Raw genomic sequence first — 16,146 nt, 5'->3', positions numbered from 1 at the left:
GAGCCCGAGAGTGGTATCGAAGGAGGTAAGGTTCTCTTAATCAGTGTTTGACAGGCTCCGACCGTAGCTGGAATGGCCCGTACCGGCGGCGTCGCGCACGCCGCCCTCCGGACGGCCCGGCCGGAAACGGATACAATTGCGGGCGTGGGGATCGCGACATGGATGATCTGCTCTCCGAATTCCTGACGGAAACCAACGAGAACCTGTCGGTTCTCGACGTGGAACTGGTCCGTCTGGAGCAGAATCCCAACAATCCGGAACTTCTGTCGAACATTTTCCGTCTGGTGCACACCATCAAGGGCACCTGCGGCTTCCTCGGCCTGCCGCGCCTGGAGAAGGTCGCGCACGCCTCGGAAAACGTGCTGGGCAAGTTCCGCGACGGGGAATTGACCATCAACCCTGAGGCGGTCTCGCTGATCCTTCAGGCGTTGGACACCATCAAGAGCCTGCTGGCGGTGCTGGAGGCGACGGAGGCGGAGCCCCCGGGCGACGACCTGCCGCTGATCGAGCGGCTGAACCTGTGCGCCGAAGGCAAGCTGGGCGCCGCCGCTCCGGCCAAGCCCGCCGCAGCCCCGGAACCCCCGCCGGCCCCCGCGGTCGCGGCGGCGGAGGAAGCCCCGGCCTCCTCCTCGGGCAACCTCACCCTGGACGAGCTCGAGGCGATCTGGAACGCCACCCCCGGCCCGACCAGCACCGCGCTGGCCCCGGTCGCCGCGGAGCCGGCGGACGATCCGGCGCCCTCGCACGATCTGGTGGTTCCGGACCCCGATCCGGTCCCGGCCGCCGCCAAGGTGCCCGCTCCCGCCGCGGAGGCCTCATCCGGCGCCGGTGCGGGCGGCGAGGCCGCGACGAAGGAGTCGGCGGTCGCCGCGCAGACCATCCGCGTGAACGTGGACCTGCTCGAAAACCTGATGACCATGGTGTCCGAGCTGGTGCTGACCCGCAACCAGCTCCTCCAGATCCTGCGGTCGCAGAAGGAGAGCGAGTTCGCCGCCCCGCTGCAGCGCCTGAACCACGTGACGTCGGAGCTGCAGGAAGGCGTCATGAAGACGCGCATGCAGCCCATCGGCAACGCCTGGGCCAAGCTGCCGCGTCTGGTGCGCGACCTGTCGCACGAACTGGGCAAGAAGATCGACCTCCAGATGCTCGGCGCCGACACCGAGCTGGACCGCCAGGTTCTGGAGCTGATCAAGGACCCGCTGACGCACATGGTGCGCAACTCCGCCGACCACGGCCTGGAGGTGCCCGCCGACCGTGTGCGCGCGGGCAAGTCGGAGACCGGCCGCATCACGTTGAACGCCTATCACGAGGGCGGCCACATCATCATCGAGATCCAGGACGACGGTAAGGGCCTGGCGATCGACCGGATCAAGCAGAAGGCGATCCAGAACGGGATGGCCTCGGAAGGCGAGCTGGCGGCGATGTCCGACCAGCAGATCATCCAGTTCATCATGAAGCCCGGCTTCTCGACCGCGGCGAAGGTCACCAACGTGTCGGGCCGCGGCGTCGGCATGGACGTGGTCAAGACCAACATCGAGAAGATTGGCGGCACGATCGAGATCAAGTCCCAGCAGGGCAAGGGCTCGACCTTCGTCATCAAGATCCCGCTGACGCTGGCCATCGTCTCCGCCCTGATCGTGGAATGCGCCGGCGAGCGCTTCGCCATCCCGCAGATCAGCGTGGTCGAGCTGGTGCGGGCCGCCGCCGACAGCGAGCACACCATCGAGCGGCTGAAGGGCACGCCGGTCCTGCGCCTGCGCAACCGCCTGCTGCCGCTGGTCTCGCTGCAGGAGCTGCTGCGTCTGGACGACCAGGAGGGCGGCGAGAAGAAGACCGACGAGACCTTCATCGTGGTCACGCAGGTCGGCACCTACACCTTCGGCATCATGGTCGACCGCGTGTTCGACACCGAGGAAATCGTGGTGAAGCCGGTGGCGCCGATCCTGCGCCACATCGAGATGTTCTCGGGCAACACCATCCTCGGCGACGGCTCGGTCATCATGATCCTCGACCCCAACGGCATCGCGTCGGCGACCGGCGAGATGGCCATGGGCGAGACCGCGTCGAAGGAGGCGACCTCCGTCCAGGCGACCCGCCAGGAGGACAAGATGGCCCTCCTGCTGTTCCGCGCCGGGGCCGGCGCGCCGAAGGCGGTGCCGCTGTCGCTGGTCGCCCGCCTGGAGGATGTCGACCTCGCCAGCGTCGAATCGTCCAACGGCATGCCGGTGGTCCAGTACCGCGGCAAGCTGATGCCGCTGGTGCCGATCGATCCGGGCTTCATGATCGGCCAGGAAGGCCGCCAGCCGGTCCTGGTCTTCGCCGACGGCGACCGGTCGATGGGCCTGATCGTCGACGAGATCGTCGACATCGTGGAGGAGCGTCTGGTGGTGCAGCTCACCGCCGACCGTCCGGGCCTGATGGGCTCGGCGATCATCGCCGGCAAGGCGACGGACGTGCTCGACGCGGGCTTCTTCCTGACCCAGGCCTACAAGGATTGGTTCGGCTCGTCCTCGACCGATGGCTACGAGGAGGAGAGGACGCTCCAGCGCGTGCTGCTGGTCGACGACAGCCCCTTCTTCCGCAACCTGCTGACCCCGCTTCTGTCGGTCGCCGGCTACGACGTCACCGCCGTGGAGAACGCCAACGAGGCGCTGGCGCTCTGCGAGGCGGGCGAGGACTTCGACGTCATCGTCTCCGACATCGAGATGCCGGGGATGAGCGGCTTCGACTTCGCCGAGGCGGTCCGCCAGGGCGGCACCCGCTGGAGCGGCACGCCGATGGTCGCCCTGTCCAGCCACGCTTCCCCGCGCGACCTCGACCGCGGCCGTCAGGCCGGGTTCACCGACTATGTCGCCAAGTTCGACCGTGACGCTCTGCTGTACGCGCTGCAGCAGACCCTGTCCGAGCAGAAAGGTGCCGCATGAGCAACGCCAAGCTGCCCGCCACCAAGAAGTCCAAGGGCGACGAGATCATCTCCGGTGGCAGCCAGGACTATGTGACCATGACGATTGCCGACCAGCTGTTCGGCATTCCGGTCCTCCAGGTCCAGGACGTGCTGGGGCACCAGCGGATCACCCGCATCCCGCTGGCCCCGCCGGAGGTCGCCGGCTCGCTGAACCTGCGCGGGCGCATCGTCACCGCCATCGACGTGCGCCTGCGGCTCGGCCTGACGTCGCGCCCGAAGGACAAGCCGGGCATGTCCATCGTGGTGGACCTGCGCGGCGAGCTCTACAGCCTGATGGTCGAACTCGGTGGGGGAGGTGCTGAGCCTCTCCAACGACGACTTCGAGCGCAACCCGGCCACCCTCGACCCGCGCTGGCGCGAGGTGTCCACGGGCATCTACCGCCTGAACGGTCAGCTCATGGTGGTTCTGGACGTGCCGCGTCTGCTGAACTTCACCACGATGGAAGCGGCCTGAGGCGAAACCCCGGTCGGTGTGCAAAGCGAAGCCTGAGGCCCGTTCACCATGAAAGTTTGCCTGGTCGTCGACGACAGCCGCGTGGTCCGCAAGGTCGCGCGGAAGATCCTGGAAGAGCTGCACTTCGCCTGCACCGAGGCGGAGGACGGCAAGCAGGCCATGGAGGCCTGCGCGCAGAAGATGCCGGACGCCATCCTGCTGGACTGGAACATGCCGGTAATGACCGGAATCGAGTTCCTGCGCCGCCTGCGCAAGATGAGCGGCGGGGACTTTCCCAAGGTCGTGTTCTGCACCACGGAGAACGACCTCGCCCACATCCAGGAGGCGCTGTCCGCCGGGGCGAACGAGTACATCATGAAGCCGTTCGACAGCGACATCATCCAGACCAAGTTCGAGCAGGTCGGGCTGCTGTGAGGAGCGGGACCACCGCACCGCGCACCGTTCCGACCCTGAAAGGCTGATTGCGTTATGTCCGATCGTTTCGGCAGACCTCCTCCCCCCGCACCGGCGGGGCATCCGACCGGTGCGGCCGGCGGCGATCCCGTCCGGGTGATGGTGGTCGACGATTCCGCCGTGATCCGCGGCCTCCTGACCCGCGCGTTGGAAGGCGATCCTGAAATCCGCGTGGTCGCGTCGGTCGGCGACGGCCAGATGGCGGTCAACGCCCTGCAGCGCAACTCGCTCGACGTCATCGTCCTCGACATCGAGATGCCGGTGATGGACGGGCTGACCGCCATCCCGAAGCTGCTGGCGGTGGCGCCGCAGGTGAAGATCATCATGGCCTCCACGCTGACGCTGCGCGGGGCCGACATCTCCATGCGCTGCCTGTCCGCGGGCGCCGCCGACTACATCCCCAAGCCGACCTCCACCCGCGAGATCGGCGGGGCGGACGCCTTCAAGCGCGAACTGGTGTCGAAGGTCAAAGCGCTCGGCGCCGCGGCCCGCCGCGCCGGGTCCCGCACCCGCGGCGAGTTGCGCCCGCTGACGCCGGTGCCGGCCGCCTTCCTGAAGCGAGAGCCGCCGCCCGTCACGCTGCGCCCGGCTCCGGCCGTCGGTTCCGTCGGCCAGGTGAAGCCGGATGTGATCGCCATCGGCAGCTCCACGGGCGGCCCGCAGGCGCTGTTCGAGGTGCTCGCCCATCTGAAGGCCGGCGTCACCCAGCCGATCCTGATCACCCAGCACATGCCGGCGACCTTCACCACCATCCTGGCCGAGCACATCACCCGCCAGTGCGGGCTGAACGCCCAGGAGGCGAAGGACGGCGAGCCGATCGTGTCGGGACGCTGCTACATCGCGCCGGGCGACTTCCACATGCTGGTGACCCAGCGCGCGGGCGCCAACGTGATTTCGCTGACCAAGGACCCGCCCGAGAATTTCTGCCGCCCGGCGGTGGACCCGATGATGCGGTCCATTCTCCGCGCCTTCGGCGGGCGCAAGGTCCTGGCCTGCATCCTGACCGGCATGGGGCAGGACGGGCTGAAGGGCTGCACCGACGTGGTGAACGCCGGCGGCACGCTGATCGCGCAGGACGAGGCGTCCAGCGTCGTGTGGGGCATGCCGGGCGCCGTCGCCCAGGCGGGCATCTGCTCGGCGGTGCTGCCGCTCAAGGAAATCGGTCCCTACATCCGCAAGTTCGCATCGAGGGCAGCATGAGAGTCGAAGATTTCGACATGTTCTCCACGCTGCTCAAGCAGCGTTCCGGTCTGGTCCTGACCCGGGACAAGGCCTACCTGCTCGAATCCCGGCTGATGCCGGTGGCGCGCAAGTGGAACATGAAGGGGCTGGAGGAGCTGGCCTCCACCGTGCGGACGCGCAAGGACGAAGCGCTGCTGCGCGACATCACCGAGGCGATGACGACCAACGAGTTCGTCCTTCTTCCGCGACCAGAAGCCTTTCGATCAGTTCAGGCAGATCGTCCTGCCGCGGCTGCTGGAGGCGCGGTCCGCCAAGCGGTCGATCCGCATCTGGTCGGCGGCCTGCTCGTCCGGGCAGGAGGCCTACTCGCTGGCCATGCTGCTGAACGAGGACGCGGCGAAGCTGGCCGGCTGGCGGATCGAGATCGTCGGCACCGACATCTCGGCGGAAATGGTCGAGCGCTCCAAGTCGGGCATCTACACCCAGTTCGAGGTGCAGCGCGGCCTGCCGATTCAAATGCTGGTGAAGCATTTCAAGCAGCAGGGCGACAAGTGGCAGATCAGCCAGCAGCTTCGCCAGATGGCCTCCTTCCGCGAGTTCAACCTGCTGGGCGACCTCTCGGCGCTGGGGCAGTTCGACATCGTGTTCTGCCGCAACGTGCTGATCTATTTCGACCAGCCGACCAAGACCAAGGTGCTGGAGGCGATTTCCCGCCAGATGCCGCAGGACGGCGTGCTCTATCTCGGCGGCGCCGAGACCGTGCTGGGCATCACCGACCGTTTCAAGCCGGTGGACGGCCAGCGCGGCCTCTACAGCCTGGGCGGCTTCCAGGTGCCGAGCGGGCTGCGGGCCGCCGTGTGATTTAGGGTGGCGTGACGGTGAGACGGTCGGCGGCGCCTTCCTCCATGATCCAGCGGCGGAAGGCGGCGATCTTGGGCCGGTCGGCGGTCACCTCCGGGCAGACGAGGTAGTAACCGAAGTCTCCCGGCAGGGCGAGGTCGAACAGCCGGGTCAGCCGCCCGCTCGCCAGTTCCTCCAGGACCAGGGTGCCGCGCGCCATCGCGATGCCCTGGCCGTTCTCCGCCGCTTCGATGGCGATGCCGATCTCGTCGAAGACCATCTCGGAGCTTGGCTTCAGGTCGCCGAGCCCGGCCATGGCCAGCCACGTCGCCCAATAGCTGTGGCCGGTCTCCTCGACCAGGACGTGATGGCGCAGGTCGGCCGGCTGCCCCAGCGGCGTCGGTCCCTGAAGCAGAGCCGGGCTGCAGACGGGAAACACCGCGTCATCGAGGAAGCGGTCGGCCCGCAAACCCTCCCACACCCCCAGGCCATGACGAAGCCCGATGTCGATGTCGGCCTCGCGCTCGAAGTCGATCTCGTGCTGGCTGACGCTGATGCGCAGGTGGATTTCCGGGTGGCGGGCGCGGAAGCGGCCGATGCGGCTCATCAGCCAGCGGCTGGCGAAGGAGGGCGAAACGCTCATCGTCAGCACGCCGGAGCGTTCGTGCTCCATCACCCGCTCCAGGCCGGTGGCCAGCCGCGCGAAGGCGTCGCGCACGCTGGGCAGCAGAAGCTGGCCGGCGTCGGTCAAAACCAGCGCCTGATTCAGCCGGCGGAACAGCCGGATGCCCAGCCGGTCCTCCAGCGTGCGGATCTGGTGGCTGATCGCGCTCTGGGTGACGTTCAGCTCCTCCGCCGCCCGGGTGAAGCTGAGATGGCGGGCCGCCGCTTCGAACGCGCGCAGGCCGTTGAGGGGAGGGATCTGCATGGGTCCGCATCCGCCGGATTGTTGACCGGCCGCATGAAATTCTCTCATGCAGGTTAGAGAAAGCATCCTTTGCGGACAAGCCGCTTCCGGGGCATTTCTAGGGGACGGAAATCATCAAGCGGAGTGTTGGATCATGAGCAGGAGAGCGCTGGGCGCCGTTTCCACAGACCGGGGCATGGTGTCTCTTGGACAGGCTGGCGGCGGCGCGCGGCGGTTTGCCGAGCGCGCGTTCGGCGAGGTGCTGGGGATGATCGAGCGTCACCGGCAGCGCCGCTCCCTGGCGGCTCTGGACGACCATCTGCTGCGCGATGTCGGGCTGAGCCGCAAGGACGCCCGCCGCGAAACCGACAAGGCGTTCTGGCAGGAGTGAGTGCGGTTGGCGGCGGGCCCAGGCCCGCCGTTCATCGGGATGACGGTTAACGGTGACGGGCGGTCGGCGGTCAGCCGGCCGCCTGTGCCTGTGGGTGCGGGACGCGCGGGATCGGGGACGCGTCCTCGTGCGGGTCGCGCAGCACATAGCCGCGGCCCCACACCGTCTCGATGTAATTGTCGCCCTGGGTCGCCGCGGCCAGCTTCTTGCGCAGCTTGCAGACGAAGACGTCGATGATCTTCAGCTCCGGCTCGTCCATGCCGCCGTAGAGATGGTTCAGGAACATCTCCTTGGTCAGGGTCGTGCCCTTGCGCAGCGACAGCAGCTCCAGGATGCCGTATTCCTTGCCGGTCAGGTGGAGCGGCTGGTTGTCCACCTCCACCGTGCGGGTGTCCAGGTTCACGGTCAGACGGCCGGTGCGGATGATGCTGTCGGAATGGCCCTTGGAGCGGCGAACGATGGCCTGGATGCGGGCGATCAGCTCGCGCTTGTCGAAGGGCTTTGTCAGATAGTCGTCGGCGCCGAAGCCCAGACCCTTGATCTTGTGGTCCAGCTCCGACAGGCCGGAAAGAATGAGGATCGGCGTGGTCACACGGGCGGCGCGCAGGCGGCGCAGCACCTCGTAGCCATCGATGTCCGGCAGCATCAGATCGAGGATGATGATGTCGTAATCGTACAGCTTGCCGATTTCGAGTCCATCCTCACCGAGGTCGGTAGAGTCGACGATGTAGCCTTCCGACTGAAGCATCAGTTCGATGCTCTTGGCCGTGGAGGAATCGTCTTCGACCAGCAGAACCCTCATGGCGATATCCCGATGTTAGATGGCGCGTTTCTGGCTTCCGATGCGGCGTTGCTTTCCCGCAGTTCCTTAACCGATTCCCTTAACAGATCGGCCCGTCCGTTTACACAAGTTAACAGACGATTCAGCTTAACGCCAGAGGCATAGCACTTCATTTAACGTTAATGTTTTTGGATGAGCATGACGGGGGCGGCATGGCGGGGGACTCCGTGCCCACCGCGACTTGCGCCGCCCGCGCCCGGCTCACCCGTCCCATTCCCGTTCGCGAACCCGCAAGACCGTGCCCGCCGACGTCGCCCGCATCCTTCAGGAAATCGAGTCCGTCTCCGGCTGCAGCCGGTTCGGGCGGGTGACCGCCGTGCTCGGCCTGCTGGTCGAGGTCGGGGGGATCGAGAAGGAATTGTCGGTGGGCGGCCGCTGCATCGTCGAATCCCGCGACGGCCGGCAAGTCCCCTGCGAGGTGGTCGGCTTCCGTCAGGGCCGCGCGCTGCTGATGCCCTTCGGCTCCATCGACGGTGTCGGGCTGGGCTGCCGCGCGCTGGTGTCGGACAGCCAGCCCATGGTCTTCCCGACGGAGGCGTGGCTCGGCCGCGTCATCAACGCGCTGGGCGAGCCGGTGGACGGCAAGGGACCGCTGCCCAAGGGGACGCACGGCGTTCCCATCCGCAACAACCCGCCGCCCGCCCATTCCCGCGCCCGCGTGGGCGAGAAGCTGGACCTGGGCATCCGCGCCATCAACGCCTTCCTCACCTGCTGCCGCGGCCAGCGCATGGGCATCTTCGCCGGCTCCGGCGTCGGCAAGTCGTCGGTGATGTCGATGCTCGCCCGTTTCTCCGGCGCCGAGGTCGCGGTGATCGGGCTGATCGGCGAGCGCGGGCGCGAGCTTCAGGAATTCATCACCGAGGATCTGGGGGAGGAGGGTCTGGCGCGCAGCGTCGTGGTCTGCGCCACCTCCGACGAGGCGCCGCTGATGCGCCGCCAAGCCGCCTACATGACTCTGGCCGTGGCGGAAGCCTTCCGCGACGCCGGCTGCAACGTGCTGTGCATGATGGACAGCGTGACCCGCTTCGCCATGGCCCAGCGCGAGATCGGCCTGTCCGCCGGCGAGCCGCCGACGACCAAGGGCTATCCCCCGACCGTCTTCGCCGAGTTGCCGCGCCTGCTGGAGCGCGCCGGGCCGGGCTTGAACGGGTCGGGCTCGATCACCGGCCTGTTCACCGTGCTGGTCGAAGGCGACGATCACAACGAACCCATCGCCGACGCCGTGCGCGGCATCCTGGACGGCCACATCGTCCTGGAGCGCCAGATCGGCGAGCGCGGGCGCTATCCGGCCATCAACATCCTGCGTAGCGTGTCGCGCACCATGCCCGGCTGCAACTCTCCCATGGAGAACGAGCTGGTCAACCACGCGCGGCGGCTGATGTCGTCCTACGACAACATGGCGGAGATGATCCGCCTCGGCGCCTACCGCAAGGGCACCGACCCGCAGGTTGACGAGGCCATCCATTTCCAGCCGGCCTTGGAGGCGTTCCTGAAGCAGGGCAAACGCGAGGCGACCGACCTCGACAACAGCTACGCCCAGCTTGCCGCCATCTTCGGCATTGAACAGTGGCCGCCGCAAGAATGAGCAGTCTCAAGACCATCATCCGCCTTCAGAAATGGAAGCTCGACGAGAAGCGCCGGGCGCTGGCGGAACTTCAGAACCTCGCCGACCGGCTCCAGGCGGAGATCGAGCGGCTGAAGGAGGAGATCGCCGCGGAGCGCGACACCGCCCGCGGCAACGTCGAATACGCCTTCACCTACAGCAACTACATCCAGGCGGCGATGGAGCGCGGCAAGCGGCTGACCCAGTCCATGGGGCAGGTCGAGGCCCAGATCGCCGTCGCCACCGACGAGATGGCTGAAGCCTTCCAGGAACTGAAGCGCTACGAGCTGGCCGAGGAGGAGCGGCTGAAGCGCGAGAAGGAGAAGCTCAAGCGCAAGGAGGCCAACATGCTGGATGAAACCGCTCTGGTCGGCTTCCGCCGCCGCCAGCAGGAGGAGAGCAGCGTCGAGTCCTGACGCGCCGGGCCAATCCGACAGGCCTGCTCAGATCGACTCGGCCTTATTGTCGGAAAACTCCGAATAGGTGACCGCGCGGCCGCGGCCGGCGCGTTTGGCGGCGTACAGCGCCTGATCGGCGTTCTGGAGAGCCACGACGAGATCCTCCGTGTCCGATGGCCAAAGCGCGATGCCGATGCTGCACCCGATCCGGACGTCCAGGTCATCGACCAGGATCGGGGCGGACACGCTGTCGATGATCCGTCGGGCGACGTCCCGGATGTAACGCTCCGGCTGGCCGTCCGCCAGGGACAGCAGAACGGCGAACTCGTCGCCGCCGAGGCGGCCGGCGAAATCCCCATGGCGCACGCAGCGCGACAGCCGGGCACCGATCTCCTTCAATGCGGCGTCGCCGGTGTGGTGTCCGTGCTGGTCGTTGACCGGTTTGAACCCGTCGAGGTCGATGTAGAGGATGGCGATCGCGGTCTGCTCCTCCGCCGGCTGCTCCTGAAGGCGCTCCACATGCGCTTCGAAGGAGCGTCGGTTGGCGAGCCCGGTCAGGCGATCCTCGAACGCGATGGCGGTCAGCGTCCGTCCCATTGTCCGCATCGCCTGGGCGACCTGGCTGAACTCGGACGGATGAGTTGGAGCGGGCGTGCAGGGGGCGTGAGGATCGAAGAGGTCCGACGAGAGAAACGCCGCCGACGCCTTGAGGTCGCGCAGGCCGCGCAGGATCATCACGTCCATCAGCACCCAGACCCCTCCGACGATGAGGAGCACCACGCCGACCATGACACCGGTTCCCACCAGCAGGTTCCGGTCGGCCGCGGCCAGGATGTCGTCGCGGGCGACGGCGACGACGATCTTGGCGCCGGTGTCCGCCAGGGTCGCGAAGCCGCTGATCCGGGGCACGCCGTCCAGGCCGCCGCCCTCGATGATGCCCGCGTCGTCCTCAAGGAACCTGCGGACCGTCGGGTGGTCGCCCATGGAGTGCCCGACGAGGCCCTGCGGGTCCGGCACGCGGGCGAGGATCGTCCCCTGGGAGTCGAACAGCGACACGGTCCCGCCGGACTCGCGGGCGATCTCGGCGGACAGTTCGGCAAGCCAGCTCAGATCCACGCCGGCCACCAGCACACGGCTGACCGATCCGCCGGCGCCGAGAATCGGCAGGGCGGCGACCACGCGGGGCTGCTTGCTGTTCTGGCCGATCAGGAAGTTGCTGACCGTGAATCGGCGCGCCGCCACCGCCTCTTTGAAGTAGTCGCGCTGGCCGAGGTTCACGGGCCGATTGTCGCTGCTGTTGCACAGCAGCTTTCCATCGGGATCGAACACACCGAAACCGGAGGCCCAGGGATACAGGTCGGTCGTTTGCTTCAACAGGGTGGTGCAGCGTCCGGGGATCGCTTCCCGGATGTCGGGAACGAGGGTGAGAAGCTGGAGGACGCTGCGGACCTGCTGCACGATCTGTGTCTGCTGCAGCGCCCCGCGGTGGGCCAGAAGGCGGGTGCCCTCGCGTGCCCGTTCGATGTCCTGGCTGCGCTCTTGAAGAAGAAGAACGAGGACCAGAACCACCAGTGGAAGAAGGGCGAGCAGAATGAAGGCTTCGAGGCGTGCGCGAAGCCCAACGCGCGCCCAGAGGGTTTGGGCGCGTCTCAATATTCGTGTACGTTTCAACGGACTCATCCACGCACCGACCGACCCGCTTTATTCGCATGCGGGTTGAGGAAATCAAGCGATCAACGCCGTGGATCGGCGCGGTGCAGCCATGCCGTCCGGATGATGGCGACGGGAACGGGAAATCAGACGCGCCGCATCCGGGAGAACAGATGCGGGTTGTCCCAGCCGGGTTGGCGGTCCTCGATGACCACGCGGTGGGGGACGGGCAGGCTCCGCTCCACCGTGATCTCCACCCAGCGGGGGATCAATTCGTTGTTGAGGTCGTCGAGCACGGCGACGGCCAGCGCCTCCGGACCGGCCGCCGCCGCGGTGTCGAACAGGGCGCCGAGATAGGCGGCGACACCGTCCGGCGTGCCCACCGCGCGGTCGGGCACGTAGCGCAGGGTCAGGCGGATGCCGGGCGCCGGTTCCCCGTGCAACTCCACCAGATAGTCGTGGCGGGCGTCCGGGTTGGCGGCGGTGGTCAAAAATTCGCGGCGGTGCATGGCGTCCGGGCTCGTCAGGCGGTGTAGCTGCTGCCGCCGGCTCCGACGCGGGTCAGCTTGACCCAGCATTTGGCGCCGGACTGGAAGGACAGGCCGCCGATGTAGCCGACGGCACGGATGCTGTCCGCGAAAATCTGGATCAGGTCCAGGCGGATCTCCGGCGCCAGCGGGGTGTGGCTGCGCAGGATCAGGTCGAACCGGTTGGGCTGCACCAGCCCGTCGAGCTGCATCGGGCCGAGACGGCTGAGATCGAGGTCGAGCAGGAAGCGGCTGCCCTTGTCGCCGGCCTTGCGGCCCGTTTTCCCATCCTCGTCGGGCTGGATGGGGTGGATGTGCAGCTTCATGGGCAGCAGCCCGTTGGCGTCCATCATCGGCAGGGTGTAGGGGCGCCAGTCGCCGGGCAGGGGATCGCCCGCCTGCTGCTGGAGGCTGCGGAACTCGCGCTCCAACTGGGACAGCAGGCTTCCCTGGCCGGATTTCTCCAGGGCGGAGGCGGCGTCCTCGCCCAGCCAGCCGCGGGCGTCGCCGCCGCGGATCGCCGACAGGAAGAAGCTGATCGCCGCGCCCAGCTTGCGGTTCGGCTGCGGCATCACCGTGCCGATCAGCGCCTGCGCGGCGGAGCGGTCCACCCCGGCCAGGGCGGTCAGAAGTTGGCGCATGGCCGGCCAGTCCCGTTCGCTCAACGGGCCCGGCTCCGCGGCGAGCGGGGACGGTGCGGTCTGGAGCGCCTTGGCCGGATCGGTCAGCATGGCGGTGACGGCGCTGCCCTGCGGCAGGCTCGCCTGGACGTTCAGCGCCAGCATGCCCTGGGGTGTGGCGAGGATCGGCTGGCCCTGCGGCGTGCTGCCGGCCACCGTGCCCTTCAGCACCGGCCCGTCGGGGAACTCCGGAGACGCCGGGGCGGACCCGGGGTGCGCGCCGGGCATGGTCGGCGTCGCGGCCGCCGCGGCCGCCGCGGTGCGTGGCGGGGCGGGGAGCGGCTGCGGCGCTGCCAGCGGCGGGGACACCGGGTGAGGCGGTGCGCCGTCCTTGCGCGGCGGGGTGCCGGGATTCTGATCATCCGGCGGGAGGGAAGCGTCGTCGGGCCGAGCGGCCGGCGGCTGGTCCGGTGGCGGGGTGACGGTCAGGATCTTCAGAGCGACGGTGCCGCCCTGGGTCAGCATGGGGTCCGTGGTGGGCTTCGCGAGGGCCGGTTTCGCGGAAGACGCCGGCTCTCCGAGGTCGCCGCCGGGATGCGCCGCGTCACCGCCGAGTTCCACCGTGGCGTCGAGCATCGGCTTGCCGGGAGGCGGCGCCGTCGCTCCCGCCGGAGCGGGGGAAGGCGGCGCCTGCGGAGGAGCGGAAGTGGTACTGGGCTGGCTGGCCGGCGCCGGGGGCGCGCCGGAGGCGCCGTCCGTGACGGGGGGCGGGGCCGGTGTGGCCGGTGTGGCGGCCGGCTGGCCAGGAAGGGCCGGGGCCATGCCGGGGGGAGCCGGAGGCTTGGGCGCCGCGGCGATGACCAGCGCCGGCACGATGGTGCCCGGCAGCAGCAGGGGAAGCGGCTGGCCGGCCGGTCCTGTTGTCGCTGTGGTGGACGCCGGGTTGGGCAGGATCACCACCGGAGTCGCCGAGCCCTGAGGCCGTGCCGCGCCGGTCTGGCCGGGGATGATCGGCGCCGGTCCGCTCGTTGTCGGCGTGGTCGGGACGTTCGGCAATGTGGTTGGTGCCGTGGCCGGGGTGCCCTGGGTCAGCACCAGCACCTTCGCCGCGAGGCTCTGGGTGGGGGACGCCGCGGCGGGATCGGCCGATGCGGCCTGCTCCAGCAGCACCTGCGCCGGGGTGATCTGGAGCATCACCGGCCTGTCGGCGGGCAGCGGCGTCGGGGTCTGCACGAGCAGCTCGCCGGCCTGGGTGCGCACGCGGGCCAAGCCCTCCGGCGTGGTCCCGACGACGGTGCCGGTCAGCACCACCGGGCGGGCGATGTCCTGCAGGCGCTCGGGCAGGGCCTTGACCGTGCCCTCGGCGACCGCCACCGGGGCGGGCGCGGGGGTGGCCGCCGCCGCGGGGGTGGCGGGCGTTCCGACGACCGGGGGTGGAAGGGCGCCCCCCATCCCGGACTTACTGGCCGTTCAGAAGCCGCTGGGCGATGGCCAGCACGTCCCGCGCCGCGTCGGAGCTGGGGGAGCGGGTCAGCAGCGGCGACTGGTTGCGGATGGCGTCGCGCACCTTCAGGTCGCGGCGGATGATGCCGGCCAGGGCGGGCTTGTATTTCAGGAAGTTCTGGCAGGCCTTCAGGATGGTGCCGTAGGTGCGCTCGCCGTCCTTCACGCTCTGCGCCATGTTGACCACAACGCGCAGGTCGGCGGTGGGGTTGGTGGCGTGGGTCAGCTTGATGAAGGCGTAGGCATCGGTCAGCGAGGTCGGCTCGTCCGTCGTCACCACCAGCGTCGTCCCGGCCGGGCCGGACAGGGTGCGCACCGTGCGGTCGACGCCGGCGCCCATGTCCATGATGACGCAGTCGTAGCGCCGGGCCAGCTCCATCAGGTCGTTGCGCAGGCCGGACAGGCGCTGGCTCGGCAGCTGGGCGAGCGTGCCGGAGCCGGAGCGGCCGGCGATGATGTCGAAGCCGCCCTCGGTGTAGCGCTGGGCCGCGCGGCCCAGCGTCACGTCGCCGTTGATGACCGCGCCGAGATCGTTCTTCGGCTGGAAGCCGAGCTGGATGTCGACGTTGGCGAGGCCGAGGTCGCCGTCGAACAGCAGCGAGTTCTTGCCCATCTTGGTCAGCGCGTGGGCGAGCGTGATCGAGAACCACGTCTTGCCGACGCCGCCCTTTCCACTGGCCACGGCGATGACGTTGGCACCGCGCAGCGGGTGAACGTTCTTGAGGGCGGCCGGAAACACCGGATCGGTCATGGGATGGTCCTCGACGAAGAACGAACGGCTTTGGTCTTGGCAGGGGCCGCCGGCTTGGGCCGGTTGCGCGCCGCCTTGTCCTCGGCGGGCATCATCAGGCGGGCGAAGGCCACCGGGTTCAGCGGTGTCAGTCCTTCGGCCACTTTGGAGGAAACGCTGGCGTTGCAGAAGGCCATGCGCGAACGGTGCGCGGTGCCGAGCAGGCTGCCCAGCCGCCGCGCCATGTCGAGCCGGGTGATCAGCATCCGCCGCACGCCCAGCGCCTTGAAGGACTGGGCGATGTCGGCGGCTTCCATGGCGTCCAGCCCGGCGGGGAGCACGAGGATCGGCTCGGCCACCCCGGCGGACAGCAGGGCCTTGAGGTCGGCCATGTCTTCCCGGTTGTAGGGGTTGCGCCCGGCGGTATCCACCAGGACGACGTCGGCGCCGCGGCTGACCTCGAACGCGCCCGCGAGCGCGTCGGGGTCCTCCACCGTCGCCAGTTTGATTTTCATCAGACGCGTGAAGGCGGCCAACTGTTCCATGCCGCCGGCGCGAACCGTGTCGGTGGTGATCACGCCGACCGAGCGTTTGCGGAACACCGCCTGGGCGGCCAGCTTGGCGACGATCAGCGTCTTGCCGCTGCCCGGCGGTCCGACCAGGATCAGCGGCTTGTTGCCGCCGCGCCGGTCCTGCAGCGGGCTGAAGGTGAACATGGAGTCGAGGGCGGCGCCCAGCGCCAGCGCGGGGTCGTCGGTCTCCAGACCGGCAGCGGCGTCGATCAACTGCTCGGCCAGCGCGGCGGGAACGCCGTGGCGGTGCAGCACGTCGGCCACCACCTCGCCCACGTCGATCTCCGGCTCCTCCTCGACCACCACCACGGGGCGGGCGGTCCGGGTCGGCTGGGCCGTGCGCGCCTGCGCCATCAGCAGATCGTCGTCCTCCACCGCCGCGGTCACGCGAACGCCGCCGCCATCCTCCTCGCGCGTGGCGACGATGATGGCATCGTCGCCCAGCGTCTGGCGGACCATGCGCATGGCTTCGGACATGGACTTGGCGTGGAACGACTTCAGCCGCATCGG

General features: G+C 68.7%; 13 protein-coding genes and 2 pseudogenes. 8 read left to right on the top strand and 7 right to left on the bottom strand.

Annotated elements, in window-relative coordinates; all coding sequences use genetic code 11:
- The first annotated feature begins 158 nt into the window (after positions 1–158).
- The 5 genes and pseudogenes from ACWPN5_RS22335 to ACWPN5_RS22315 all read left to right on the top strand — a co-directional run bounded on the left by ACWPN5_RS22335 (position 159) and on the right by ACWPN5_RS22315 (position 5,915).
- Complete coding sequence (locus ACWPN5_RS22335; protein WP_492297419.1) at positions 159–2,924, top strand: hybrid sensor histidine kinase/response regulator; 2,766 nt, start codon at positions 159–161, stop codon at positions 2,922–2,924.
- Positions 2,921–3,419 (top strand): annotated as a pseudogene (locus ACWPN5_RS22330) (chemotaxis protein CheW). Before ACWPN5_RS22335 ends, ACWPN5_RS22330 begins: the two are co-directional and overlap by 4 nt.
- 48 nt (positions 3,420–3,467) lie before the next feature.
- On the top strand, positions 3,468–3,833 hold the full coding sequence (locus tag ACWPN5_RS22325) for a response regulator (RefSeq protein ID WP_145672709.1): 366 nt from the start codon (positions 3,468–3,470) through the stop codon (positions 3,831–3,833).
- Positions 3,834–3,971: 138 nt separating this feature from the next.
- Positions 3,972–5,072 carry a protein-glutamate methylesterase/protein-glutamine glutaminase gene (locus ACWPN5_RS22320; protein ID WP_186465968.1) on the top strand — a complete coding sequence of 367 codons (1,101 nt, stop codon included), beginning with the start codon at positions 3,972–3,974 and terminating at the stop codon, positions 5,070–5,072.
- A pseudogene (locus ACWPN5_RS22315) lies at positions 5,069–5,915 on the top strand (CheR family methyltransferase). Before ACWPN5_RS22320 ends, ACWPN5_RS22315 begins: the two are co-directional and overlap by 4 nt.
- 1 nt (position 5,916) lies before the next feature.
- On the opposite strand, the gene gcvA reads toward ACWPN5_RS22315, so the two are convergent.
- Positions 5,917–6,822 (bottom strand): transcriptional regulator GcvA, encoded by a 906-nt coding sequence (gene gcvA / locus ACWPN5_RS22310; protein WP_200479130.1) that lies wholly within the window; start codon positions 6,820–6,822, stop codon positions 5,917–5,919.
- A gap of 175 nt (positions 6,823–6,997) precedes the next feature.
- Between gcvA and ACWPN5_RS22305 the strand changes: the two genes are divergently transcribed.
- On the top strand, positions 6,998–7,192 hold the full coding sequence (locus tag ACWPN5_RS22305; RefSeq protein ID WP_145681019.1) for a YjiS-like domain-containing protein: 195 nt from the start codon (positions 6,998–7,000) through the stop codon (positions 7,190–7,192).
- Positions 7,193–7,262: 70 nt separating this feature from the next.
- Here ACWPN5_RS22305 and ctrA read toward each other — a convergent pair whose 3' ends face one another.
- Complete coding sequence (ctrA, locus tag ACWPN5_RS22300) at positions 7,263–7,994, bottom strand: response regulator transcription factor CtrA (protein WP_109070287.1); 732 nt, start codon at positions 7,992–7,994, stop codon at positions 7,263–7,265.
- Between the two features lie 277 nt (positions 7,995–8,271).
- Between ctrA and fliI the strand changes: the two genes are divergently transcribed.
- Both fliI and ACWPN5_RS22290 read left to right on the top strand, forming a co-directional pair.
- Positions 8,272–9,618: a flagellar protein export ATPase FliI gene (fliI, locus tag ACWPN5_RS22295; protein WP_145681018.1), complete on the top strand. Its 1,347-nt coding sequence runs from the start codon at positions 8,272–8,274 to the stop codon at positions 9,616–9,618.
- Entirely contained in the window at positions 9,615–10,052 is a 438-nt protein-coding gene (locus ACWPN5_RS22290) for a flagellar FliJ family protein (protein ID WP_137141835.1), read from the top strand. The genes fliI and ACWPN5_RS22290 overlap by 4 nt, the downstream gene beginning before the upstream one ends.
- Positions 10,053–10,079: 27 nt before the next feature.
- Here the strand turns inward: ACWPN5_RS22290 and ACWPN5_RS22285 are convergent, their stop codons facing one another.
- The 5 genes from ACWPN5_RS22285 to ACWPN5_RS22265 all read right to left on the bottom strand — a co-directional run bounded on the left by ACWPN5_RS22285 (position 10,080) and on the right by ACWPN5_RS22265 (position 16,143).
- Entirely contained in the window at positions 10,080–11,687 is a 1,608-nt protein-coding gene (locus ACWPN5_RS22285; protein ID WP_492297416.1) for a diguanylate cyclase domain-containing protein, read from the bottom strand.
- A gap of 143 nt (positions 11,688–11,830) precedes the next feature.
- On the bottom strand, positions 11,831–12,193 hold the full coding sequence (locus ACWPN5_RS22280) for a hypothetical protein (RefSeq protein ID WP_145681016.1): 363 nt from the start codon (positions 12,191–12,193) through the stop codon (positions 11,831–11,833).
- Between the two features lie 14 nt (positions 12,194–12,207).
- A complete protein-coding gene (locus tag ACWPN5_RS22275) occupies positions 12,208–14,283 on the bottom strand; it encodes a hypothetical protein (RefSeq protein WP_492297414.1) in 2,076 nt (691 codons plus the stop codon).
- A gap of 7 nt (positions 14,284–14,290) precedes the next feature.
- Positions 14,291–15,085, bottom strand: a complete 795-nt coding sequence (locus ACWPN5_RS22270) for a MinD/ParA family protein (RefSeq protein ID WP_014198325.1) — start codon at positions 15,083–15,085, stop codon at positions 14,291–14,293.
- Complete coding sequence (locus ACWPN5_RS22265) at positions 15,082–16,143, bottom strand: flagellar biosynthesis protein FlhF (RefSeq protein WP_492297412.1); 1,062 nt, start codon at positions 16,141–16,143, stop codon at positions 15,082–15,084. The genes ACWPN5_RS22270 and ACWPN5_RS22265 overlap by 4 nt, the downstream gene beginning before the upstream one ends.
- Positions 16,144–16,146 lie beyond the last annotated feature (3 nt).

This window comes from Azospirillum sp. UENF 211521, assembly GCF_058780535.1.
This window is presented reverse-complemented; position numbering and strand designations above follow the sequence as displayed.